Source organism: Desulfocastanea catecholica (assembly GCF_054657295.1).
This window is the reverse complement of the sequence record NZ_BAAHYZ010000038.1, coordinates 1-23,772: the sequence shown is the minus strand read 5'-3', so window position 1 is coordinate 23,772 and position 23,772 is coordinate 1. Positions and strand designations below refer to the sequence as shown.

General features: G+C 47.5%; 20 protein-coding genes and 1 pseudogene. 12 read left to right on the top strand and 9 right to left on the bottom strand.

The window, feature by feature from the left end; translation table 11 throughout:
- The 4 genes from ACYQ8U_RS20950 to ACYQ8U_RS20935 all read left to right on the top strand — a co-directional run.
- Nucleotides 1–925, top strand: a 925-nt coding sequence (locus ACYQ8U_RS20950) for a class I adenylate-forming enzyme family protein (protein WP_459947516.1), incomplete at its 5' end; no start/stop codon positions are given.
- Nucleotides 926–1,102: 177 nt separating this feature from the next.
- Nucleotides 1,103–2,101: a TRAP transporter substrate-binding protein gene (locus ACYQ8U_RS20945; protein WP_459947515.1), complete on the top strand. Its 999-nt coding sequence runs from the start codon at nt 1,103–1,105 to the stop codon at nt 2,099–2,101.
- 120 nt (nt 2,102–2,221) lie between these two features.
- The gene (locus tag ACYQ8U_RS20940; protein WP_459947514.1) at nt 2,222–2,689 is read left to right on the top strand and encodes a TRAP transporter small permease; all 468 of its coding nucleotides are present in this window, start codon (nt 2,222–2,224) and stop codon (nt 2,687–2,689) included.
- A gap of 4 nt (nt 2,690–2,693) precedes the next feature.
- Nucleotides 2,694–3,977 (top strand): TRAP transporter large permease, encoded by a 1,284-nt coding sequence (locus tag ACYQ8U_RS20935; protein WP_459947513.1) that lies wholly within the window; start codon nt 2,694–2,696, stop codon nt 3,975–3,977.
- Nucleotides 3,978–4,016: 39 nt separating this feature from the next.
- Here ACYQ8U_RS20935 and ACYQ8U_RS20930 read toward each other — a convergent pair whose 3' ends face one another.
- The gene (locus tag ACYQ8U_RS20930; protein WP_459947512.1) at nt 4,017–4,856 is read right to left on the bottom strand and encodes an alpha/beta fold hydrolase; all 840 of its coding nucleotides are present in this window, start codon (nt 4,854–4,856) and stop codon (nt 4,017–4,019) included.
- A gap of 364 nt (nt 4,857–5,220) precedes the next feature.
- Between ACYQ8U_RS20930 and ACYQ8U_RS20925 the strand changes: the two genes are divergently transcribed.
- Nucleotides 5,221–6,156 (top strand): B12-binding domain-containing radical SAM protein, encoded by a 936-nt coding sequence (locus ACYQ8U_RS20925; protein WP_459947511.1) that lies wholly within the window; start codon nt 5,221–5,223, stop codon nt 6,154–6,156.
- 5 nt (nt 6,157–6,161) lie between these two features.
- Here the strand turns inward: ACYQ8U_RS20925 and ACYQ8U_RS20920 are convergent, their stop codons facing one another.
- Genes ACYQ8U_RS20920 through ACYQ8U_RS20910 form a run of 3 tightly spaced genes read right to left on the bottom strand, consistent with a single transcriptional unit; the run spans nt 6,162 to nt 9,141 of the window.
- Complete coding sequence (locus ACYQ8U_RS20920; protein ID WP_459947510.1) at nt 6,162–7,466, bottom strand: TRAP transporter large permease; 1,305 nt, start codon at nt 7,464–7,466, stop codon at nt 6,162–6,164.
- Nucleotides 7,466–7,957 (bottom strand): TRAP transporter small permease, encoded by a 492-nt coding sequence (locus ACYQ8U_RS20915; protein WP_459947509.1) that lies wholly within the window; start codon nt 7,955–7,957, stop codon nt 7,466–7,468. Before ACYQ8U_RS20915 ends, ACYQ8U_RS20920 begins: the two co-directional genes overlap by 1 nt.
- Before the next feature lie 53 nt (nt 7,958–8,010).
- Entirely contained in the window at nt 8,011–9,141 is a 1,131-nt protein-coding gene (locus ACYQ8U_RS20910) for a TRAP transporter substrate-binding protein (protein ID WP_459947508.1), read from the bottom strand.
- Nucleotides 9,142–9,334: 193 nt separating this feature from the next.
- Between ACYQ8U_RS20910 and ACYQ8U_RS20905 the strand changes: the two genes are divergently transcribed.
- The 7 genes and pseudogenes from ACYQ8U_RS20905 (at nt 9,335) to ACYQ8U_RS20875 (ending at nt 17,759) form a co-directional block, all read left to right on the top strand.
- Complete coding sequence (locus ACYQ8U_RS20905; RefSeq protein ID WP_459947507.1) at nt 9,335–10,135, top strand: IclR family transcriptional regulator; 801 nt, start codon at nt 9,335–9,337, stop codon at nt 10,133–10,135.
- Between the two features lie 209 nt (nt 10,136–10,344).
- Nucleotides 10,345–10,622: pseudogene (locus tag ACYQ8U_RS20900) on the top strand (aldehyde ferredoxin oxidoreductase C-terminal domain-containing protein); the annotation flags it as partial.
- A 370-nt stretch (nt 10,623–10,992) separates the two neighbouring features.
- Nucleotides 10,993–12,606, top strand: a complete 1,614-nt coding sequence (locus ACYQ8U_RS20895; protein ID WP_459947506.1) for a benzoate-CoA ligase family protein — start codon at nt 10,993–10,995, stop codon at nt 12,604–12,606.
- Between the two features lie 642 nt (nt 12,607–13,248).
- The gene (locus ACYQ8U_RS20890; protein ID WP_459947505.1) at nt 13,249–13,482 is read left to right on the top strand and encodes a hypothetical protein; all 234 of its coding nucleotides are present in this window, start codon (nt 13,249–13,251) and stop codon (nt 13,480–13,482) included.
- Nucleotides 13,430–13,711 (top strand): aldehyde ferredoxin oxidoreductase C-terminal domain-containing protein, encoded by a 282-nt coding sequence (locus ACYQ8U_RS20885; protein WP_459947517.1) that lies wholly within the window; start codon nt 13,430–13,432, stop codon nt 13,709–13,711. The genes ACYQ8U_RS20890 and ACYQ8U_RS20885 overlap by 53 nt, the downstream gene beginning before the upstream one ends.
- Nucleotides 13,712–13,844: 133 nt before the next feature.
- Nucleotides 13,845–15,893, top strand: a complete 2,049-nt coding sequence (locus ACYQ8U_RS20880) for a molybdopterin-containing oxidoreductase family protein (protein WP_459947504.1) — start codon at nt 13,845–13,847, stop codon at nt 15,891–15,893.
- Nucleotides 15,894–16,070: 177 nt separating this feature from the next.
- Nucleotides 16,071–17,759 (top strand): SLC13 family permease, encoded by a 1,689-nt coding sequence (locus ACYQ8U_RS20875; RefSeq protein ID WP_459947503.1) that lies wholly within the window; start codon nt 16,071–16,073, stop codon nt 17,757–17,759.
- 345 nt (nt 17,760–18,104) lie between these two features.
- Here ACYQ8U_RS20875 and ACYQ8U_RS20870 read toward each other — a convergent pair whose 3' ends face one another.
- From ACYQ8U_RS20870 to ACYQ8U_RS20850, 5 genes are all read right to left on the bottom strand, one after another.
- Nucleotides 18,105–19,691 carry a PAS domain S-box protein gene (locus ACYQ8U_RS20870; protein WP_459947502.1) on the bottom strand — a complete coding sequence of 529 codons (1,587 nt, stop codon included), beginning with the start codon at nt 19,689–19,691 and terminating at the stop codon, nt 18,105–18,107.
- 16 nt (nt 19,692–19,707) lie between these two features.
- Entirely contained in the window at nt 19,708–20,487 is a 780-nt protein-coding gene (locus ACYQ8U_RS20865) for an enoyl-CoA hydratase-related protein (protein ID WP_459947501.1), read from the bottom strand.
- Between the two features lie 40 nt (nt 20,488–20,527).
- Entirely contained in the window at nt 20,528–21,844 is a 1,317-nt protein-coding gene (locus ACYQ8U_RS20860; protein ID WP_459947500.1) for a GntP family permease, read from the bottom strand.
- 67 nt (nt 21,845–21,911) lie between these two features.
- Nucleotides 21,912–23,441, bottom strand: coding sequence for a class I adenylate-forming enzyme family protein (locus tag ACYQ8U_RS20855; protein WP_459947499.1), 1,530 nt, complete (start codon nt 23,439–23,441; stop codon nt 21,912–21,914).
- A 133-nt stretch (nt 23,442–23,574) separates the two neighbouring features.
- The coding region (locus tag ACYQ8U_RS20850) for a hypothetical protein (RefSeq protein ID WP_459947498.1) at nt 23,575–23,772 on the bottom strand (198 nt) is incomplete at its 5' end.

Sequence of the window (23,772 nt, the reverse complement as noted above, 5' to 3'; positions counted from 1 at the left end):
GTTCCATGTCGCGGGGGCCAGCTACCTGATGGCCTTTTTTTACGGCCATTGCACAAACATCATTTTCCCGGAACGAGCCTTTAACCCAGCATCCATGCTGCAAATCATAAAGGATGAAGGGATAACAGACATTCATATTGTCCCTACCAATCTGGTGAGCATGTTGAGCCTTGCCGATTTTGACACATATGACCTGAGCAGTTTGAAACTCATCTGGTATGCCGGCTCGCCCATGCCGGTGGAAGTGTTGAAAAGAGGCATGGAGCGATTGGGACCTATTTTCATTCAGGCCTACGGACAGTCTGAGTCAGGACCCCTGGTGTCCACGTTGAGCCAAAAAGCGCACCAGGTTCTGGATAAACCTGCTGAGGCCCAGAAGGTGCTTGCCTCTTGCGGCCAACCTGTCCCTGGAGTGCAGGTAAGGATTGTTGATCCTGACGGCAAAGATGTGTGTCTGGGTGACAGAGGGGAAATTTTGATAAAAAGCCGATCACTGATGCAGGAATATTGGCAACGACCTGAAATGACAGCAGAAACTATTGTTGGCGGATGGCTCTACACTGGTGATGTGGGGTATTATGACAATGAAGGCAATATATATCTTGCTGACCGTAAGAAAGATATGATTATTTCCGGCGGTGAAAATATTTACCCAAGGGAGGTCGAAGAGGTTTTGTACCGGCATCCTGCGGTGTTAGAAGCTGCGGTTATCGGAGTACCCGATTCTTACTGGGTGGAGCGTGTCCATGCGATCGTGGTGTTCAAGTCGGGAGAATCCGTTACCGATAAGGAGCTGAAGGATTTTTGCAAGCAGCACTTGGCCAGTTATAAGAGCCCAAAATCATTTGATTTTGTTGATTCTCTTCCGAAGAGCCCGCAAGGTAAAATTTTAAAGCGGAAACTAAGAAAACAGTATTCTTCCTGAAAACTTCAAATATTGCCATGCACATTAATAATATGCAAGTAGGTGATCAGACACACCATGTTCAATTCAGTACTCTGGGATATGTAAATTGAGAACGTCATTGTCAGCTCGTACAATCAGGCTGTCTGTCGTGTAGCGGCTTCGTCCAACTCACAATTTTACCAAAGGAGACTTATCATGAAAAAACTTTGTTCAATTTCCTTCAGCATATTTATTGGGTTGCTGTTGTTGTTCAGTGACCCGCTTGCAGCCAAAACAGTTACATTTAAATTTTCCAACTTCGTCCCCCCGATTGAACCCCATGCTCAAGCGGGCGTGTGGATGGAGAAAGAACTCAATGAAACCGCGGGTGATAAAATTGAGGCGAAGTATTTTCACAGCGGACAGATGGGAGGCCCATCTGATATCGTCAAAAAAACACAGATGGGTGTTCTTCAGGGTGCATGGCTTATCGGCAACATTGCGCCGGATTTTAATTCCAAATTTGCCATTGGCACTTTACCTTATTTGATGGATTCATATGAAAAATGGAACGCCTTCCTGGCTAATGATGAGCTCAGAGAGGAGTTGTTCAGTTCCCTGGAAAGCAAAGGGCTCAAAGTTCTGGACATGTGTTTTTTCGGCAAATACGGGATAACCAGCGTCAAACCGGCAAGGACATTGAATGATTTGAAAAGCATGAAACTGAGGACCACTCAGGGTAAATATCCTCTGGCTTTCTGGAAAGCCATTGATGTCAATCCGGTACCGATGTCATGGGGAGATGTCATACCTGCTCTGAATCAGAAGGTCATTGACGGTACAGACCAGACCATGCAAGTTGTGCATCTTCTTAAAGTATATGATCTCTGTAAATATTTCACCAGAACCAATCATATGCTCGGATTGCATTTCTTTGTTGTCAATAAGAAATGGCATGATGGTCTTGATCCGGAAGTCCGTAAAGTGATCGATGCAAGTGTTCATAAGAACTTTAAAAAGGCAAGAGAAGAGGGTATGGAACTGACCGCTAAAGCCGAAGCTGCGTTGCCTGGATTAGGTGTGGAGATTATCGATTTTTCAAAAGAAGACATGGCTGCCTTAAAAGAGGCTCAGAAATCTGTCTGGAAAAAATTTGAGCCTGAGATAGGTAAAGAGTGGCTGGATAAAGTGAGCAACTTTGTATCCGGCATGTAGCCTGGATTTAGCAATATCCGTTTCAAGCCATCCTGTTTCCGGGTGGCTTGAAACAACCAGTACTGACATTGTTGGAGTCCGAACGGTTAGGATTTTATAATTTCATACAGGACTTATTTTATGAAACGCATCGTTTCGATTATTAATTTCATAGAGCAAAAGGGCATGTTCATTTTCTTTTCGGCCATGCTCATTGCTCTGACAATTTCTGTACTCACCCGATATGTTTTTCAGCGTCCGTTGTCGTGGTCAGATGAACTTTCAACCTATCTGTTTATTGTTATGACGTTTTTAGGGGCCAGCGCTTCTATTAAAGTGGAATTAGAACTTAAGGTAGATGTGCTTTATGAACGATTCCCCAGGTGGCGAACAGGACTTGATGTAATTTTGCACAGCGTACGTCTGCTGGTCTCTGTTTTTTTTATTGTCTATGGTTTTTTTTATGTTCAGGTAGAAATTACAATGGACACATACACACCAATCCTGCAGATTCCTGTTTATCTGATTTATTGCACATTGCCGTTTTTCGGCTTGTTAATGGCGATCCGCTCAGTCGACTGCCTTGTCAATTTATTTACAGGTGAGTAACAAAATGGAAACGTTAATCATTTTATGCATCCTGCTTTCCTTATTATTTTTAAGAATTCCTGTATATATCTGTTTATTTTTAACCGGTGTAATCGGGCTGTATTTCTTTGCGGATTTGGAATTAACATTTGTTGCACAAACCATGGTTAAGTCACTTAATAATTTCTCCCTGTTGGCCATCCCGTTTTTTATTCTTATGGGAACGATTATGACAAAGGGGAAATCTGCGGACAGATTGATCTCGTTAGCACGAAAAATGCTATCGTGTGTTCCAGGCGGTTTGGCCATCACCGGTGTTGTCAGCTCCGGTGTCTTTGGTGCGATTTCAGGCTCAAGCATTTCAACTGTTGTTACCATCGGCAGCGTGATGTTCCCCCATCTGAAAAAATATGGTTATCCGGAATCTTTTTCCATAGGCCTGATAACCAGTTCAGCGATCTTAGGTATAATTATACCGCCCAGCATCATTATGATTATTTGTGCCCTGACCGCAGGCGAATCCGTCGTAAAACTTTTCGCCGCAGGTTATCTTCCTGGCGCTTTGATCATGGTATTTCTTTGTCTCTACGCCTATTTTGTTTCTCGGACAAAAGGACTCGGCGCCGTTGCCCTTGAAAAATTTAATACCGCGGATTTTCTAAAGGCTGGTCGGGATGCCATCTTTCCTTTTTTAATTATTATTATTTTGTTCGCCGGGATTTATTCTGGTGCATTTACGATTACAGAAGCGTCTGTTGTATCCTGTGTCCTTGCCATTATTTTGGAAACTTTGATTTATCGTTCGACAAATTTTAAAAAATTGCAGGAGGCAATTACTTCAAGTGCAGTGATCAGCGGAAGCCTTGTCATCATTGTTTCAGGAGCTGGGGTAATGTCAGAATATATCACCATGCAAGGCATTCCTGATCAGATACTAAATTATTCTTTGCAATATCTGCCCAATGGCTTCATCTTCATGGTTTTCACTATTCTGCTGCTACTGTTGATTGGCACATTTTTGGATCCTATTGGTGCTATCATGATTCTAGTTCCGATTCTGATGCCAATCGCGACACAATTCAACTTTGATCCGATCCATTACTGCCTGGTTATTACTGTAGCCTTGGGGATCGGCTATATTACACCACCCCTTGGCCTTTTACTTTACACAGCATCATTTGTGACGGGTAGAAGCTTTGTTTACGTGTCAAGAGCCATCATGCCAACACTGTTAATATATATAATCGCCTTGTTTATTATTGCATTTGTGCCTGCTATTTCAATGTTTATACCTAATATGCTATTTTAATTGGTAAATCTGAAATAATAATCCGGAGCATACGCAGCTTCAGGGGGCCGTCTTGGCGAACATATTCAATTCCTGGTTCTCGCGTATATATTTCTCAGGCTCCACCACCGCACGCTTGAGGAACAGGGCAATTTCCGCCTGGGTCGGAGCCACCATGCTCGGGAGCCTGGCAAACTCATGGGTGTGGCTGGGATAGAGATGCAATTCCGTCATTACCCCTTTTTCGTGAAGGGCGTCGAACATCCGTTGGCTGCTCAAGCAGGATATCCTGTCGTCCGCTGTTCCGTGCAGCAAAAATGTCGGCGGAAATTTCCGGGAGACATAATGGATGGGACTTGCCTTTCGTGCTGCTTCTTCAGAGGGTGATTCACCGAGCAGCTTGGAGGCGCGACTCATTCCAGGCCGGGGGATGTCAATGATGAATTCAATAGCCGGGAAAAAGGCCACCGCCGCTGCTACGCAATCCGAGATGTTGCCATTGCCTTTACCCTTAAATTCGGAAGAGTCCGGTGTGCCGCCGGCCATCAGGGCTAAATGACCACCGGCGGAAAAACCCTGAACGACAACCTTCTCCGGATCGATATCCAAGGAGGCTGCTTGAGCCTTTGTCCAGAGAATCGAGGTCTTGACATCCTCAATCTGGGCCGGCCAAGGGGCTTGGCCGAGCAAGCGATACTCCGGTGCCAATACAACAAATCCGTGTCCGGCCAATTCCGGCCCGAATATTTCCATCATCGATTTGTCGCCGAATCGCCAGGCACCTCCATGGAGCAGAAGGACCGCCGTATGGTTATGGGCTTTTTTCTTGGGGCGGTAAATATCAAGCCTCAAATCCCGGTCACCGCCGGTTCCATACAGCACATCTTTTTCCGTTATCATCGCAATTTCTCCCTATCGGTGCTTGGCAATTTGAGATATTCTTTAAATATTTCCAACTCGCTCTTGCTTCAAATTGTATTGTTATCAACGTTAACTCGATGAATCTCATTACCAATATTTTTTCGTGAAAGACGGTGATATTTCGGATGTCAATTAACTGCTTATCGTTTAAATTACTTATGAAATCGTAATATAATTGCTTTGACCACTGGTTGCAGTTCTGACATTAATCTGAGGGGCCAGTTGCAAAATGGTCATTTTTATCCATTTACCATGCCAGGTTATTGCTGGCCAGGACCAAAATTGAATGTTTTGAAAATGGCTTGATATTTTGAGATCTCCTTGAAAAGGAAGCAGGAAACCAATGAAACGAGAAACAACACATCGACAGGAAATGTTTTATGCCGAACCGATCTATAGACCACCCAGTGAAGCATATTCGTTATTGATTCAGGCCTCGGTGGGATGCAGTGCCGCATCGGCGGGCAGGTGCTATTTTTGTACCTCCTGTGTTTTCGATAAATCCGTTCCGCAAAAGCGTTTCAGAATTCGGCCGGTGGAGGAGGTCCTGGAAGATATCCGCATTGCCAAAGATCAATATGGCCCTGGAGTGCAAAAAATATTTTTACTCGACTCCAATGCCATGGTGATCGGGACACCAAGTTTGCTGAGGATCGTCAATGGTTGTTATGATGCTTTTCCCAAACTCAAACAAGTCGCCTGTTATGCTTGCTGTGGCGACATCTTACGTAAAAGCGACGATGATCTGAAAGCACTTCGCAAGGCGGGTTTAAACCTCGTTTTTATGGGGCTGGAAAGCGGTGACCAGCAGGTACTCGATCTGATGAACAAAGGTGCCAAGGTACCGGATCAGATCGAAGCCGTTGTCAGAGCAAATGCTGCCGGCATTCGAACATCTGTAACCATCATTATTGGATTGGGTGGTAAACTGCTTTCCAGTCAGCATGCCAAAGCCACCGGCAAGGCGGTGTCAGCCATGAATCCGACATATCTGTCAGCTCTCACCCTCATGACCGTTCCCGGATCTCCTGTTGAACAAATGATCCAGAATGGAAAATTTGATCCGGTAACAGAACCTGCGGCTATTCTAAGAGAGCTTGAATTGATAATTAAGCACATCGATGTTCCGGGACCTGTCGTATTCCGTACCAATCATGCTTCCAATTACTTGCCCCTCAAAGGGACGTTGCCCAATGATAAGGAATTTATGCTCAAGCTGATCCAATCAGCACTGTCAAACCCCAAAATGCTGCGACCGGAAAACTATAGGGGGTTGTAACTTGGTTAAGATGCTAACATTCTGGGAAGCCAAAGAATGAGATCGGGAAAAATAAGAACCAGACCAAGCATGATCACCATAGCCCATAGAAAAGGTATTGTACCCCTGAAGATGGTTGTGATGGGGACATCCGGCACAATTCCTTTGACGACATAGGCATTGACACCCACGGGAGGTGTAACCACAGCGATCTGGCTAATAAGCACAATCACCACACCAAACCAGATAGGATCATAGTTCAGCTGCAGTATCACCGGATAGATGATCGGGATGGTCAGCATGATCAGTGCCATGGCATCGAGAAAACAACCGGCAACAAAGAAAAAGAGACATATAAGGATCATTATGCCGATGGGTGGCAGAGGCAAGGTGGACACCCACATGGACAGATTTGCCGGAATGGTGGTGACAGCCATGAACTTTCCAAACACGGAGGCACCGGCGATCAACATCATGATCATGCATGCTGTCCGTAAACCTTCCTTGGTCGCCTGAAAGAATTTACTCCAGGTCAGCTCGCGGTGGATTAACCCCAAAAGCAGGGCGCCGGCAGCTCCGACGCCGGCAGCCTGGTTGGTACTGTACCACCCAAGAAACATGCCGCCAATGGATAGTACAAAAAGCAAGAAGACATCGGAGATGCGCCACAGGGCTGTTACTTTTTCCATGAACGTAGTCGGCTCACCTGCGGGTGCACTGTCTTTACTCAAATAAAACACGACGAAGACAGTCAGTATGAAAAAGATGGTCAGCACGATACCAGGCAGGATCCCGGCTGCAAACAGAGAGCCGATAGACTGTTCCGTCAGAATGCCGTAGACAATAAAAATCGTTGACGGCGGTATAAGAATACCGATGCCTCCTGCGGAAGCAATGCAGCCGGCAGCTAACCGCCGGCTGTAACCGTACCGCTGCATTTCGGGCAGCGCCACCCGGCCGATGGTAGCAGCTGTAGCGGCTGTAGACCCGCAAATGGCAGCGAAACCACTGCAAGCCAGGATGGTTGCCACCGCCAATCCTGCCGGCATTTTACCGGCAACCTTATGGGCCGAATCATACAATCGAACACTCATCCCGGAGGCAAAGGCAAAAGAGCCCATGAGTACGAACAGAACGATGACGTTAAGGGGATAACTCGACAGTGTAGAAAATATATCGCGGATGAGGAGTGATACAGCAGCATCCCAGGATATCAGGTAGCCGAAGCCCAAAAAGCCGACAAAGGCCATGGCAAATGAGACCGGCATGTTGAGGATGAACATCACCAGGAGAAGTACAATGCCCAAAATACCAACAAGGACTGGATCCATCAGCTTACCGCCTCCTTTATCGCCTCAATGAAATCGATTAACAGCATGATAAAAACAGGAATCAGTGCAATTGAAAAGAGATAGGCGAATGGGAAAAAAGGTATTTGCGCTGTAGCGGTAACCTCCCCCGCTTCAAGATACTCATTGCCTAGACCGACACCTTCGTAAATAAGCAACGTGAAAAGCACCAGGCAGCACAGGGAGACCAGTGCCTTCGTCAAGTGCCTGATGGTTTTTGGAAAAGAATCAACAAACATTTCCACACTGATGTGGCCGCCACGGCGTTGCGTGGCGGCCACGGCAAAAACGATGGCGGCGACCTGAAGCAGGCTTATGATTTCAATAGCGCCCGGTACCGGCAGCAAAAAAAGCTTGGCGCCAATCACATCAAGACAGGTAATCCCTACCATGAGAATGACGCCGATGACACCAATCCATTCACCTACATCGCTGAGTCGCCTTGCCCATTCTTTTAAAAAGACCAATTTCATTTCCTCATCAAGAGTTGTATTCAGTGACTACCTAGACAGGAATGAACAATGATTTACTGCTCATAGGGTACGGGGATACCCTTACTTAGCTGCAGTGCCTTGAATTCATCTCTTGTTTTTTTGACGAACTCAAAACGTTCTTTTATATCATCGACGCTGTAACCTGCTTTCACCATTTGCTGGGTATAGGTCTCGAGGACCGGCGCAACAGCCTTGTTCCATTTTTCAGCTTCGCTCTCTGTGAGCTGGATCATCTGTCCGCCCTTGCTCTTGAAAAACTCCGATCCGGCAAGGTCGATATTGTTCCAGCCCTGGGCCATTTTTTCAATAAATTCGGCATTAACTTCTTCAAACACCTTCTTAATGTTGTCTGGAAGCTTATTCCATTTGTTTTTGTTCATTACAGCGTAGAAGGTGTAGACATTCCCGACCTGCCAGTTAGCTGTACAGTACTTGAGTACTTCTCCCAGACGAAAGCCCTTCATGGTCTCCAGGGGCAGCATAGCTCCCGAGATAACATTTTTTTTAACAGCTTCGTATGTTTCGCCTATTCCCATGGGACGCGAGGTAGCGCCCAAAGCATTGGCGGTATCGGCTATACGCCCAGTAGCCCTTAAAGTTTGACCTTTCAGATCTTCTAGTGTGTGGACGGCTTTCGTTGTCGTTGAGATCAAATTTGGACCACATGCGCTAAAATACATGACCTTGGCTTTATCGAATTCTTTTGGTTGATATTTTTCATAATATTTCTGGGCAACATGGCTTGATACCCACGCCGACGGCATACCTAGCGGCAGGTCGCACATTTCCATCTCCGGAAAGCGGCCCCTGGTGTACGCCAAGTTGCTGAAGCCAACGTCGGCAATGCCTTGAACAACGCCATCGAATACCTTGTCGGCCTGGAGCAATTGGCCACCTGCAAAATGCTGGAACTGCACCTCGCCATTGGTCCTTTTTTCAATCTCCTGGCACCACTCCGCGGACATTATCGAGGCCATGTGTGTCGGCGGAAAATAATTATTGAAGGTAAGTTTGATTTTTGCAAAAGCAGTACCCACGAACAAGCCGCTCATCATGATAATGGACAGGAAAATAGCAATTTTCGTTCTCATCGTCTTCTCCGAGTTAGTTTGATGTTTAGCAGGAAAATGCCAGGGTGTTGTTTCACAATGTGGAACTGGCATACATTGACAGAAACCATCAATTAGTCTTATATTCTTCGTAAGCAGGTTTTGTCAAGCATTAAATTTTGTTGTTTTTGGTTATTATTTCTTGGTAAATGAGATTTATTGCATTTGAAATCAGCAGGTATTTTTACTCACTAAAACTTAATTTGCTTATTGACATACTTTAAAAAGTAGTGTTACGGTCCACAATATGGAACAAAAAAGCAAATCAGTTCTGCGAACATCCATTTACCGTGTTCAGGTCTTGGAGCGGGCTCTGGATATCCTCGATTTATTTTCCTATCAACAGCGTAAATTGATGCTTACTGATATTGTCGCCAAATCGGGTTTGAAAAAGACGACGGCCAAACGTTTGCTGGTCAATCTCACCGACCGGGGCTATCTCAAGATAGATCCGGAGACAAAGCAATATGAACTTGGGATGCGTCTTTTTGAGTTGGGGGCGGTCGTCTACGCTAGCTTTTCGGTGCGAAAAACAGCCACCATTCATATGAGGAAAATGAGGGATGAGTCCGGCCTGTGTGTGCTGTTAGGTCAATGCCAAAACGATCGCCTGGTTTACTTGGAAAAATTTGAAGGTAACGGAGAAATTAAAGTCGCCACCACCATCGGCCAGCACAGACCGCTCCATTTCGGCATGTTAGGGCAAATTTTAATGGCCTTTCTGCCTTCGGATAAGACTGAACGTGTACTAAATGATTACCCTTTGCAATCCTTCACAGCCAACTCCATTACCGACCCGGACGCCTTTCAACTAAGGCTGGCTCAAATTCGTGAAAATGGTTTTGTCATCGAACATGGCGAGGCCCACCGGAGTATCATTGGCATCGCTGCACCTATTCGCGATTCATCGCGTAATGTAGTAGCCGCTTTGGGAGTGGCACTACACATACATGATTATGAAAACGAGGAACAAATCGGCACCTATGTCAATTTGGTACGAACGGCTACCGAGTCCATTTCTTCAGAACTGGGTTACTTAAAAAAGTAACGTACAGAAAAATCTGGAGAGCAGTTTCTTTGCTCAATTCCAGGGTTCGAGTAGCTAATCACATAAAACAGTTCGAGTTTAACATTGTCTGAAGTTTCCCATAAATGTTTCATGCCGCCATCCGCATCAGGGCGGTCACAAGCGTATTTTTCTTGACACGTGGTTACAATACAGCTAATTTAACGCTACATTGTAATTGGACTGGACACTCCTATTCAACACGACAGGTGATAGCCTTTGCCTTTGAGCTTTACGAAGCAGGCATCCTGATCGATAAAGACTTGCCGGGTTTGCCGTCCGACAGTGGGGGGCAATTCTTCTACCTGCTGGAAAAAATCGTTCACCGGCAAGGGATCGGCGATATTTTAGCCAAAAGCGTCTATTGGGCAGTCCGCGAGAGCGGCAACGGCGCAGAAAAATACGACCATAATCAACGAAGAAATTTGAGCAATTGTCCATCAAGCTGGGAAAGGTGAGTCCCGCCTACTTACATGGATTCCGACGTTGATGACCGCTTCTATTCCGAAATAGACTCAAAAGAATTTGTTCAGAAAGCGATAAGCAGCAAAAATATTTTTTGTTTGGTCATCGGTTTCGAGAAGGATGCAATTCTATATTTCAGAGAATTTTTCCCCTTTTTATCCGAATCCGATCGGTAGATCGTCGAGGATCTGATCGAACAGGAAAAGGACACATTTGAAAACTTGCAAGCATGGAGCAACAAATGGCTGAATAGCAGTCGCTTAAAGGCTGTATCCTTTGTTGCTGATAAAAGCAAAGTGCAGGGTGGTAGCAAAACTAGTAAATGTTCAACCTGTCGGCATCTAACTTTAACACACTTTTAGCGGGAGACAAAAATGCAAGCAAAGGAATTTATGATGCGGCCCTGGGAAGACGGATTTGATTTGCCCGAAACCTTTAACATGGTCAGTTTATTGCTCGAACGCCACTTGGGCGGGAACGATGGGGATCGTATCGCCATTATACATCAAGGTGGAGAAATGACCTATCGGCAGCTGGGCAGCATGACTAACAGAATCGGTAATGGTTTGATCCAGTTGGGAATAAAACCCGGAGAACGGGTTATCATTTTGCTGCATGATCGTCCCGAGTTTATGGCTCTTTTTTTGGGTGCAATGAAGATCGGAGCGGTGCCGGTACCTATTAATATGCTGGCGACCACCGGTGATCTGGAATACTTCCTCCGGGACAGTGAGGCCAGTGCTGTGGTGATGGAAAGGGAAATATTTGAAAAGCTGCGCACCATCCTGCCTGAGATTCCTCACCTCAAGTCCCTGGTGGTGTATGGTGATCCCGTCGAAGGTACCGTTGATTTATCTCAGCTCATCGAAAGTTCGGCGGATCAATTGGACACCTATCCCACATCTAAAAACGATCCTTCCTATTGGCTTTATACCTCGGGAACGACCGGGCGTCCCAAGGGGGTTGTCCATTGGCACAAGGATCTGGTCTATGCCGTAGAGACATGGGGGCGCCATGTCGTCGATTTCAAACGGGATGAGCGTGTCCTGTGCGGATCTAAATTATACTTTTCCTATGGCCTCAATTTTTCGCTTTACCTGCCCCTTTATTTCGGCGCCTCGATGATTCTTAATCAGGAACGACCCACGCCGCAGAGGATACTGGAATTGATTGACCAGTATCGCCCCAACGGCCTTTTTTCAGTACCGACCGCCTATGGCCAGATGCTCAATTATTTAGAAGGGAGTGACGACAAACCGGATCTGAGCTGCCTTCGGTTTTGTATCTCGGCGGGCGAAGCCCTCCCCGGATCACTTTTACGGCGCTGGCGGGATCGATTCGGCATAGAGATTTTAGATGGTTTAGGATCCACAGAAGCGAGCTTGATCTATGTCAGCAACCTGCCCGGCAAGGTCAAGGTGAATTCCAGCGGGCTGGTATTGCCGGGTCACTCCATCGAGGTCCGGGATGAGAAATCATCACCAGTTCCCCCGGGCGAGGTGGGCGAATTATGGGTTAAAAGCAACTGTCTGTTTCATAGCTATTGGAAACAGTCGGAAAAGACCGCCGAGACGTTGGTCGATGGTTGGATGAGGACTGGTGACACAGGATATTTGGATGAGGAGGGGTATTTCTTTTTTTCGGCTCGGGCCAACGACACCATGAAGGTCAGCGGGATCTGGGTTTCTCCGTTGGAAGTAGAGGACGCCTTGCTCAGCCATCCAGCGGTCGCCGAATGTGCCGTTGTGGGAGCGGAAGACGCCATGGGGTTGATCAAGCCCAAGGCCTTTGTGGCGGTTATGAAAGGGTACCAGCCGGGGGATGAATTGGTAAAAACCCTCCAGAATCATGTCAAACAGAAGCTGGCACCACACAAATACCCGCGCACCATCGAATTTGTGGAAGATCTGCCAAAGACAAGTACAGGGAAAATCCAGCGCTTCAAACTTCGGGAGACATTGAAAACCCCTGATACCGTTGCATCATAGCTGAACACCGGTAATCCCATCAAGAATATCCGTTGGCAGCGTCAGTAACATTGGTTAGGTGTCTGATAAAGAAAGGCATTTTCTCAGGAGAATGCCTTTTTTCTTACTCTCTTTGAAAACTAACGCAATGGCGGATTAAAAGATGCTTCGGCCGCTTTGATGCTGATTCAAACCGCTATCGTGCGGAGACCGCTTTGTTCAACCTCCTGAAACCTCATTTTAGTAAAAACAATGACAGGAAGGCCGCACTTTTTTAAAAAATGTTTGTAACTATTCAGTAAAAAAAGTGTTTTTATTCAGACTCTTGCAAGCCAAATCGGCATGGCCTCGCAAAATCCCGTATGCTCTGATTTCGGATGTTTTTTTCTTGACACGTGGTTACAATACAGCTAATTTGACGCTATATTGTAATAAATAGCGTTCGACGTACGGATCTATGTGCCAGGTTGCGAAAGCAAATCAAAAGTGTCCTGCGGATTCAGATAAAATAGAAAGGGATGAAAAAATGAGGTACGGCGAAACAGGGGTCAATTTAGAGATCGATCTCACTCGTGGAAATATTTAAAAGATAGAAACCCATCCCAAAATAGCCGAATTGTAAGTAGGGGGGCAGGGTGCTGCCGCGAAGAAACCATCCGAAAGGTGAATCCCGCCTATTTTCTTATGATCGCCACGGGTGAGAAGATGAGTATCACCCAGATTGAAGAAACCTTCCCCCAAGATCCCCTGCCGACCATGGCGGAGAGAGAAGCGTTTGTGAAGAAATGGGATGCGGTACCCGATGAAAAGTTCAAGGACTATTTTCTGAAATGGGAAGAATGCGATATTATGTCCAGCCAGGCATTCTGTAAGAAGAGGTCTGAAACGAAAAGATGAGAGACCTCCTGAGGATCATTGGTCGGTAAGAGACGAAGAGATAGAGCAAAAGCTTCTCGACGACTATTACGAATTCAAGGGCTATAACAAGGACGGTATTTTTACCAAAGAGACGGTGGGTAAACTGGGCCTGGGCTATTTGAGTAAAGACTTGCTGGAGAGGGGAATTTTGACGGATAACGGCAACCCATCCGTCAAAGCGAGTTCAACGGAAACAGAAAAGAAATAAAGTCTAGGGAGTGAACGTGAAGGGTAGGTTGAAAAAGAATTTCATTGATGGGAAGGAATACCCTGAGTGTACGTTTTGCCCGGTTTCCTGCCCATCCAGGGATTAAACAATGAAAGAAAAAAAGGAAGTAACAATGAAAGAAAAAAAGGAAATATTGACCGATTGTACCCTTTGTTATCATAGCTGCGGGACCAGGGTGACCGTCGAAGACGGTAGGGCGGTGAAAGTTGAGGGCCTGGAGTCCCATCCCCTCAACAAGGGACAACTTTGCCCAAAAGGCGAAAACGCCCTGGCGAGCATTTACAGCCCCGAACGTCTCAAATACCCCATGAAGCGGGTCAATGGAGGCTTTGAACGTATCTCCTGGGACCAGGCGCTCGACGAAATCGCCTTGAAACTCAACGCACTCAAGCAGGAATTCGGGCCCGAAGTATTAGGGGTGTTCAGCGGTTCCATCGGGGTGGAGAATCTGGAGATGGCCGGGCTCACCCAGCGGTTCAAGGCTGCCTTCGGATCGCCCAACTTTTTCTCGGTGGAGAGCGTTTGTTACCGCATGCGTATCCGGACCAGGCAGATCACCTTTGGCAAGTACCCCACCGAGGGACTCGATTCCAACCTATATATTCTCTGGGGCCACAACCCGGATGCCTCCGATTTCCCCCTCAAGTTGGCCCTGGAGGAGAATCTGGCAAAAGGGGCCAAGCTGGTGGTTATCGATCCGAAGCGCATCCCCCTGGCCGATAAGGCCGACACGTACCTTCGTATCCGGCCCGGTATGGACGGGGCACTGGCCCTGGCCATGATCCACGTGATCGTCAAAGAAAAACTCTATGACCAAGAGTTCATAGAGAAGCACACCGTCGGTTTTGACAAACTGGTCCCCCACGTTGAGAAATACACTCCGGAATGGGCCGAGGAGTATACCTGGGTCCCGGCGGAAGAAATCCGAAAATTGGCCCGATTGTTTGCCGGAACCAAGGGCGCCAGTATCTACCAGGGGACCTGTACCCAGGACCAGACCGCCAACGGTACCCAGAACAGCCGCGCCTTCGCCGTTCTGCAGGTGATCACCGGTAACATCAACGTTCCGGGCGGCTGGGTGATCAGTCCACGCCTGGCCTTCGGTAATGTTGGGCTCAAGGTGGAGGGCGATCCCTTGGGAGCGGAAGAGTATCCGCTGTTCTTCGAGGTGTGGGGGCGCAAAAGTCCTTACGGAGTGGTGACGATGGTACCGGAGAGCATCCCCGAGAAACTCAAGGCTTTCTGGGTTGTGGGGGGCAACCCCCTTATATCCATGCCCGATTCCAACGCCTTCAGGGAAGCGTTCCGGAAATTGGACCTGCTGGTGGTGCACGACATGTTCATGACCGAGACCGGGCAAGAGGCCCACTATGTGCTACCCGCCTGTTCCCACCTGGAAAAATGGGGGGTGGCTTACACCTACAATGTGTGTCATTGCATGCCTTACCTGATGCTTCGCAAAAAGTGCATCGAGCCACTTGATGAGTGCTGGTCGGAGTGGAAGGTGTACACGGAACTCGCCAAACGGCTTGGCATTGGGGACCAGTTCCCCTGGAAGTCGGAAGAAGAGCTGGTGGCTTTTGAACTGGAACCATCGGGACTGTCATTTGACTATCTTCTCAACGAAAAGCCGGAGGGGGCTTTTTACCAGGAAAAGACCTACAACATCCCGGAGGGGCTGTTCAAAACGCCAACACAGAAGATCGAAATCTACAGTGATGCCCTCGAGAAGGTTGGGTTTGATCCCCTGCCGTCGTTCAAGGTGCCCGAGAGGAGCATCTGGGGCGAGGGCAAAGACTTTCTTAAGAAATATCCTCTGATTCTCAGCATCGGCAGCCGAAATTATTACTACACCCACAGCCAACACCGCAACGTGGATGCCCTCCGAAATGAGGCTCCAGAGCCCCTAACGGAGATCGGGCCAAAGACCGCCGAAAAATACGGAATAAAAAATGGCGATGAGGTGGTTGTCGAAACCAACCGCGGCCAAGTGAAGATGAAGGTCAACATAGAAGAGAGGGTGGCCGAGGGAGTGGTCCTGGTGCCCCACGGCTGGCCGGAGGAGGCTAATGCCAACCTGCTCACCGATGCCCAGTGCCGGGAGTGCATAATGGGTTACCCCGACTTGAAGTCGCTGACTTGCGCTATTAGAAAAGCCTGAGCCTCCCACAACTTCTTATGATGGAGCGCCCTGTTCTTATGATGGGGCGCTCTATTTCGTCTGAGCAATGGCCGATCCCGGCAGGTAGGGTTGAAGACAAAATGTCGTCGTATTTAAAACTGATGGCAAACATTGTAGAAGAACAGATGTGCCAGTTGGATATCTGGATCTTATTTCATGATGCTGTTGACATCTTCAGAATCTGAACAGTTTTTCTTAAAGGATAATGAAGAGGGTGCATGCGTGGTCAAAAAGTTTTACATGCCAAACAATCTTTACACAGAGATATTAACTATGACAAAAAAAGTATTGCCTGTCGTATTGCCTGCCGGAGATGAAAAAGACATTATGGAACCCGAGTCCAAGCGCACGTCTGATCCGAGCATGAATGTTCTCATCCCGGCACCTCGAAAAATGTTGGGATTGATCGCCTTAGCGATACTTGCCTTGCTTATCGCTCTGGTTAAACCATTTGTCCCCAGTTTGGTGCCAATGGGCCACTATGTTATGGCCACGGTAATCATTGCCTTGGGATTGTGGATCTTCCGGCCCGGCAATTTGCCTTTCATGGCCGGTTGTTCACTTATCCTTGGCGGGACCTTGGCAATCTTTTTTACTCATAAAATGGAGTTGATTAATACCGTAACCCAGAAACCATATACGCCGCCTGACTTACTTGGTTTAGTTACCAGCGGTTTTCACTCCGGCGCAGTTTGGACCTTAATTCCTGCGCTCTACTTTGGCTTTGTGCTGCAAAAAACCGGCCTCGGCAAAAGAGTGGCCTATATGGTATTGAAAGCGTTTCCGGCAAGCTGGGCATCAATGGCATTGAGCTGGCTTATTATCGGCGTGGCGCTTTCCGCACTGACGCCGTCCATTACTGTGAGGGTAGCCATTGTCGTACCGATTGCGATCGGTATTGTTGAGGCATGCAAATTGAAATTCCGCTCGAAGGGGTCTGCGTATGTCTGTATGCTGGCCTGGGGTATGGCCATCTTTCCAGGCACCGGATGGTTGACCGGTTCCCTGTCAGGGCCGATCATGCAGGGATTTTTGCCCGCGGAGCTGAAACCCATGGCTAATTTTGACGCGTGGTTCCAAATCCTGGCCTTACCTTGGTTTACAGTGACAATCTTATATGTTGTCCTGGCTTTTTTATTCGCAAGACCTAAAGAAGCCATCGGGATCTCGGCGGATATGTTTAAGGATGAATACAAAAAGCTGGGTCCCATGTCACGGAATGAGCTGATTACTTTGATTATCCTTGTGGGCTCTCTGGTCATGTTTGCTACCGAAAAAATGCATGGGATTCCAACTCCGGCAACGGCACTGGGCGCATTGTTTCTGCTGATCATGTTCAGGATAATTGAAGGTCATGAGATCAGCACAGGAATTAACTGGGACGTCGTGGTATTCTTCGGTGTCGCTGTCACTCTTCCCACGATCTTCAAAACTGCCAAGATATCCGAATGGTTTGCACCCATTATCAGCGATCCTATCCTTGGTTTGGCGGGCTCTCCCATGATTTTTATGTTGGTCATAACGATCGGGCTCATGATCATCCGTTTTGTCGACGTTCCGTGGGGGTTTACAACCTGTGCGCTTACGGTTGTTTTGTTGATCCCCTTATTTAACGATTTCGGCTATCACCCGCTGGTAGTAACCATGTGCTACCTGGCGGCCATCAATTTCTTCCTGTTGGGTTACCAACAGCCGTGGATTCTGATGGCTGAAGGAATGATTCAGGGCCGAGGGTGGGCGCCAAGTCATATCGCTTTATTTGGATGCATTTATGTTGTGTCGGTTATCATCGCGTTGTTTGTATCTGTGCCTTATTGGAAATATATAGGGGTCATACCAGGGTGATGAATTTCCTCTACCTCCTTGTTGATACAATTTCAATCGCATACATTTAAAACTGAATAAACCCTCTCATGTAAGGTACACTCTCCAAAATTGTACACAACACGAGAGGGCCATTTTGAAATTATCCCAGGTTGTCGCCCATCCAGTAGGTCCTGCGGAAGAATCCAGATTCCAGGATTTGATGCATCAATATCATTATCTTGGTGCCTTACCGAATATCAGTAACACGATCTGGTATGTAGCAACCTAAAATTATGACTAGAGTACGTCGTAATGATAGAAAATTTGCAGTAACGACGCAGAGAAGAGTTTTTTGCGACGCCATCAAGATTCTTTTCACACAATTTATAAGCCATCGTTGTTGGAATACACCTCGAGCAAATATGACCTCAGATTGTCCTTTGTACCTCTTATACCCAGTTTTGATCTGATTCTATATCGATGAAACTCAACTCCCCTGACCGTAATATTTAAAATATCGGCTATTTCCTTGCTCGATTTGCCGTCCTTTAAAAGATTTGCGACCTGGAGTTCCTTTTGGGTTAAGTGCAGGTGTTTTGTGGAAAGCTTGCGCAAAAAAGGTGAAACAATATCCGTCAAATAAGATTCAGCCAGGGATACGTGTTTCAATGCGGCACTATCCAGACGGTATTTTTTTATCTGCTGGATGCAGGGCATAACCAATTCCCTGATATTATTCACAACGCTTTCTTCAATTGCGGATTTATCCGCCTCTCTTCTCTTCAGAATCACACTGAGGGCCGTGTTGGTTTCTTCAAGATTTTTTGTCTTGAATTTAAGCTCTTTGATTGTCTGTAACTGTTGGGTTATGTCTTCATAGGTTGCGATAATCGCGCGATTCTGTAAATTATCGCCAATTCGGACAGCCTTTACCCGGCATACAATTTCTCTCCCGTCCTTATGCTTGTACATGTATTCGGATTCATCATATACCCTTGATTTTTCCAGCGTAGAATAAGCCATGCCGCCCATTTCCCGGTAATCCTTCTCGGAACGAAACAGTATTTTTGTTGTTTTGCCGATCAATTCTTCGGGTTTCCAGCCAAAAACAGATTCCACGGCATCATTCGCGAAAATAATCTTGCGATCCGCCAGATAGATGATTGCATGCGGAGTTGCGTCCAATATGGAAGATCGTAACTCATTGAACTTTTCAATTTTATTTTGCGACTCTCTCAGCTCCGTTATGTCCATATTATTGCCGAGAATTGCTGGTCTCCCTCCATAGGTGATATTGGTGACTGTTTCCATGATCCAGCGGATTTTTCCTTTTTTGTTGACCACCCTGAAAATATACGGAGTGGTCATTGCGCCACGCAGCATTGCCGAGGCAGATTCCCTGATATTCTTCCTGTCTTCCTTATAAACAATACTGTGAACTGTTCGACCGATCAGTTCTTCCGGTCGATAACCCAGGTTTTCCGTTGCATGCTTGTTAATGTATATAAACCTTCCATCCTGAACCACATAGACCCCGGCAAAAGTTCCCTCCGCCAGGTTCCTGTACAGGGCCTCGCTCTCAAGCAACCTTGTTTCTATTCTCCTTAGATCGCTGATATTCTCAAAGGTTACAACCACTTTCCTGTTAACGAGATTGCTGCCTACTCTGGCAGCGCTTAATCTGCAAATAACGACACTGCCATCCTTATGTATACACGGATGCTCACCTATAATAACGCGAGGTTGATTTTCCAGGGCCGGATAAAAGGACTCTCCGACCTTTAAGAACTCTTCCTCTGTCGGGAACAGCATCCTTGTCGACTGACCGATCAACTCATCGGGCTTCCACCCGAAGACCCTCTCAACAGCGATACTCGCAAAAATGATCCTTCGGTCCTCCAGGCCAAGTGTTGCATGTGGCGCGGCATTCAAAAGAGACAAAGCCAGATCACCAATGATTGGATTATTCATCTTACCCTTCCTTGTATTATCCGTGAAATTTGGCGGGACGTTTCTCCAGAAATGCACGCATCCCTTCTTTCTGCTCATCGCAGCTAAAACAGAGGGCTAACTGGTCGGCCTCATACTGGCAGGCCCTGGCCAGATCGATCTCGACACCGTTATTGACTGCCTCTTTGCACAATCTGATGGCAACCGGTCCGCGGGAGGCGATCTTTTCTGCCATTTCCCGGCAGCTTGGCAGCAACTGCGCCTGCGGCACAACCCGGTTGATCAGACCGATACGGGCGGCCTCCCGGGCGTCGATGATATCTCCGGTAAAGAGCAGCTCGTTGGCCCGACCCCGGCCGATCAGCCGCGGCAGCCGCTGGCTGCCGCCGAAACCGGGCAGGACGCCGAGGTTTACCTCCGGTTGTCCGAATCTGGCATTCTCGCTGGCCAGGCGGATATCGCAGGCCAGGGCGAGTTCACAGCCTCCGCCCAGGGCAAAACCGTTGATCGCAGCAATCACCGGCTGCGGCAGGTTTTCTATGGTGCTCAGCACCTGCTGGCCGAGCAGTGCGAAGCAGCGGGCCGCAAGCGGAGAAAGTTTTTCCATAAAAGCGATATCGGCACCCGCCACAAAGGCCTTGTCGCCGCCGCCGGTAATGATCACCACCCTGATCGCCTCGTTTTGCGCCAGTTCCCGAAAGCAGCGCAGCATTTCCTCCAGGGTCTCCTGATTAAGGGCATTGAGGGCCTTGGGTCGGTTGATGGTGATGGTAGCGACGGCGTCATCTGCTATATACAGTAAATTTTTGAATTGCATAGCTAAACTCCCTTTTAGTTACATTGTTGTGATGACAGGATCAGTAAAGTAGCATGGCCACACCAATTGATATTCCGTTGGTGAATAAGGGCATCAATACAGCCAGCATAAAAATGGGCTTGTAGGCTTGTTTATGGCTTAAACCGACAACGGCTAGTGCTGTGATTACGGCACCGTTATGCGGCATAACGTCCAGGCCGGCGGTGGCAAGGCTTGCAATGCGATGAATCGCCTCCGGGTTGAGGCCAAGGTCCAGGAATTGTTGTGCGAAGAGTTCCATGGAGATTCCGATACCTCCGGAAGCAGACCCTGTAATGCCGCACAATAGTTGGGTGGCCAGAGACAAGGATATCAAAGGGGTTCCAGGTATGCTCATCAAGGCAGTGGATATTAATTGGAACCCGATGACCGATCCAACGACCGCCCCAAAGCCGACATCGGCACAGGTATTTATTAATGGGATAGCGCAGTTGGTTGCACCATTCGTCAAGGTTTTCAGTTTATCAGCCAGGTGTCTGTGGAGCAGAATCAATCCGGCAAAAATTCCCCCGAGAAGAGCCCATATGATGTCGACTTTGATGATGTTGAGAAGGATAAGAAGAATACAGGAAGGCATGAAAGACAGCCATATGTTTGGAAGGGCCGTATCATCATTGCTCTGAGTGGTTGCAGATATTGCCCCCAGAGGATCCGAGCCTTCGTAACCCTCGCCTTTCTTCTTTGAGCGCCTGATCATCCAACCGAGTAGGAAATAATTCCCGGTGATGACGAGCACCGAGGCGATCAGCCCAAGAGCGGGGGCTGCCATGGCAGTTGTACCAAGGTACTTGGTGGGGATGATGTTCTGGATCTGAGGTGTTCCGGGCAGCATGGACATGACGAACGTGGCAACGCCGAAAAAGTAGATGCCGGGAAAGAGGTGCCAGGAAAGATCTATTTCTTTAAATAATGGGCGGGCGATGGGCACTATAACGAAGAGGATGACAAAGACACTGACGCCGCCATAGCCGAGAAGACCACAGACGGCGACAATGGCCATTGCGACATAGAGTTCCTTGGTCTTGCCCGTCAACCGCAGAATGGCAGCAGCGATTTTCTTGGCAGCGCCGCTGTCTTCCATGATCTTGCCGAAGATCGTTCCCAGAAGAAAGAGGAAAAAGAACTTCATGGCAAAAGAGCTGAAACCTTTCATGTAAGATTCATTCAAGCCTTGTAACAGGTCGACCTGGGAAAAGACAAGGACGATCATGGCGGCAATCGGTGCGATGATGATGATGCTCCATCCTCTTAACGCAAGTGTGATAAGTGTGGCGAGACCAAAGATGATTCCAATAACGCTCAATAATTGCGGGTCCATTTTTTATCCATCCTTACTTTTGTCCCATTATTTGATAATTTTATTCATGCTTGTCCACATGAACGCTTTATGCATCCTGCTGCTTTTTCACCATTTCTCTTAATTTGCGCTTAAGAAGCTTGCCCGTTGGCCCCTGGGGTAAGGAAGTGACAAATTCGACCAGACGCGGGGCTTTAAACTTGGCAATGCGGCTGCGGACATAATCGATAATCTCCTTTTCCGTAGCCTCTTGCCCCTCTTTCAGCACGATATAGGCTTTGGCGAGTTCCCCTTTGTCTGCATCAGGAATGCCGATAACAGCGGCCATCCTCACCTTGGGGTGGGTGTAGAGCACTTCTTCCACTTCTGCCGGATAAATGTTTTGCCCACCGGTGATAATCAGATCCTGCTTGCGGTCAGCGACAGCCAGATAGCCATGTTCATCGACATATCCGACATCGCCGCTGTGAAACCATCCATTGCGATATATTTCGGCATTGACATCCGGTCTGTTCAGATAGCCATGAATGGAAAAGCAGTCACCTTTAAGAACGATCTCGCCCGTCTGGCCAACGGGTACCTCGGCATCATTATCGTCGACTATTTTAATAAGACAGTTGGAAAGGGGCGGGCCAGAGGTGTTTTCCTTCCGGACACCGACATAAGGGTTAAGCGTGGTGAAACCGCACCCTTCCGTCTGGCCATACCCTTCCAGGTGCGTCACACCAAAAGTTGATTCGATCTGTCGGATGACTTCCCCCGGACAATGGGCGCCACCCGAGTTGGTCACGCGAAGGGACGATACATCATCGTGTCCCTCTTTGAATTCATGAAGAAAATAGGAAAACATTGTCGGCGTACCTGCGAAGTAGGTCCCTCTAGAGTTTTTAATTGTATCAAGGACCTTGCGAGCATCAAAACGGTCAACAACCACCAGCGTTGCACCCGTAAAAAAAGCACTCATCATGACCACGTTGATGGCGAAATTATTGTACATTGGCAGGCCGCAGACTAAGCGGTCCTCCCGGGTGAATTTGTTGCGGGTGCAGCAACCCATGACGTTCGAGAGGATGGAGCGGTGCGTTTGTGTCGCGCCTTTAGGGCGGCCCGTTGTCCCGGAGGTGTAAATGACGCTGGCAATATCATCCATGTCATAGGCAACCACCGGGGCGGTGTCAATGTCAGTGGTCACTGTATCGAGAGCAACGGTGTTTTTGTTCGCAGGGCCATTGGCAATGATGATATGTTGCAGGGCTGGAAGGTCGCTCTTGACGGATGCATTGCTTTCCCATAAAGCGGCGTCCGCGATGATCGCACATGCACCGGAGTCCTCACCGATATATTTGATCTCGTGAGGTCTGTACATGACATTAAGAGGGATAACCGTGGCGCCGGCCCTGATGATTGCGTAATGGATGATGACAAACCGGACTGAGTTGGGAATTTGCGTCATGACGAAATCCCCCCGCTTGATGCCCAGCTTGATTAAACCGTTGGCCAGCTTATTGATCTCTTGATTTAACTCCTTATAGGTTAATCGCTGTTTTTCGAGGATCACCGCAACTCTGTCGGCCTCGTATCGTGCAACGCCTTCTAGCATATCACTGACAGTTTCCATTTGCATTTTCTCCTTTTGCATAATTTTACAATACTCAGGGCGCTTATTACGTGATTTGTACTGTATTTCTATTCATCACTAGCTGCAACACCTATTAATTCTAGTAAAATAGCACTTGAGTTACAGTAAAAATCTAGTAGTGTATTTGGCCTTTTCGGGATAAAATAAAAGATAGCAAAATGGATTTGCAGGTGAGTAAAATAAGAGATTTCGGTATGATATTTAAGGTGGGTGACGACACGGTAAGAAATATTTCACCCTCTGCTTCGCCCTCTGGTTCTGGTCTGGGAGCTGTTGTTTTATCTGCGCTTGACGGATACATCAAATAATT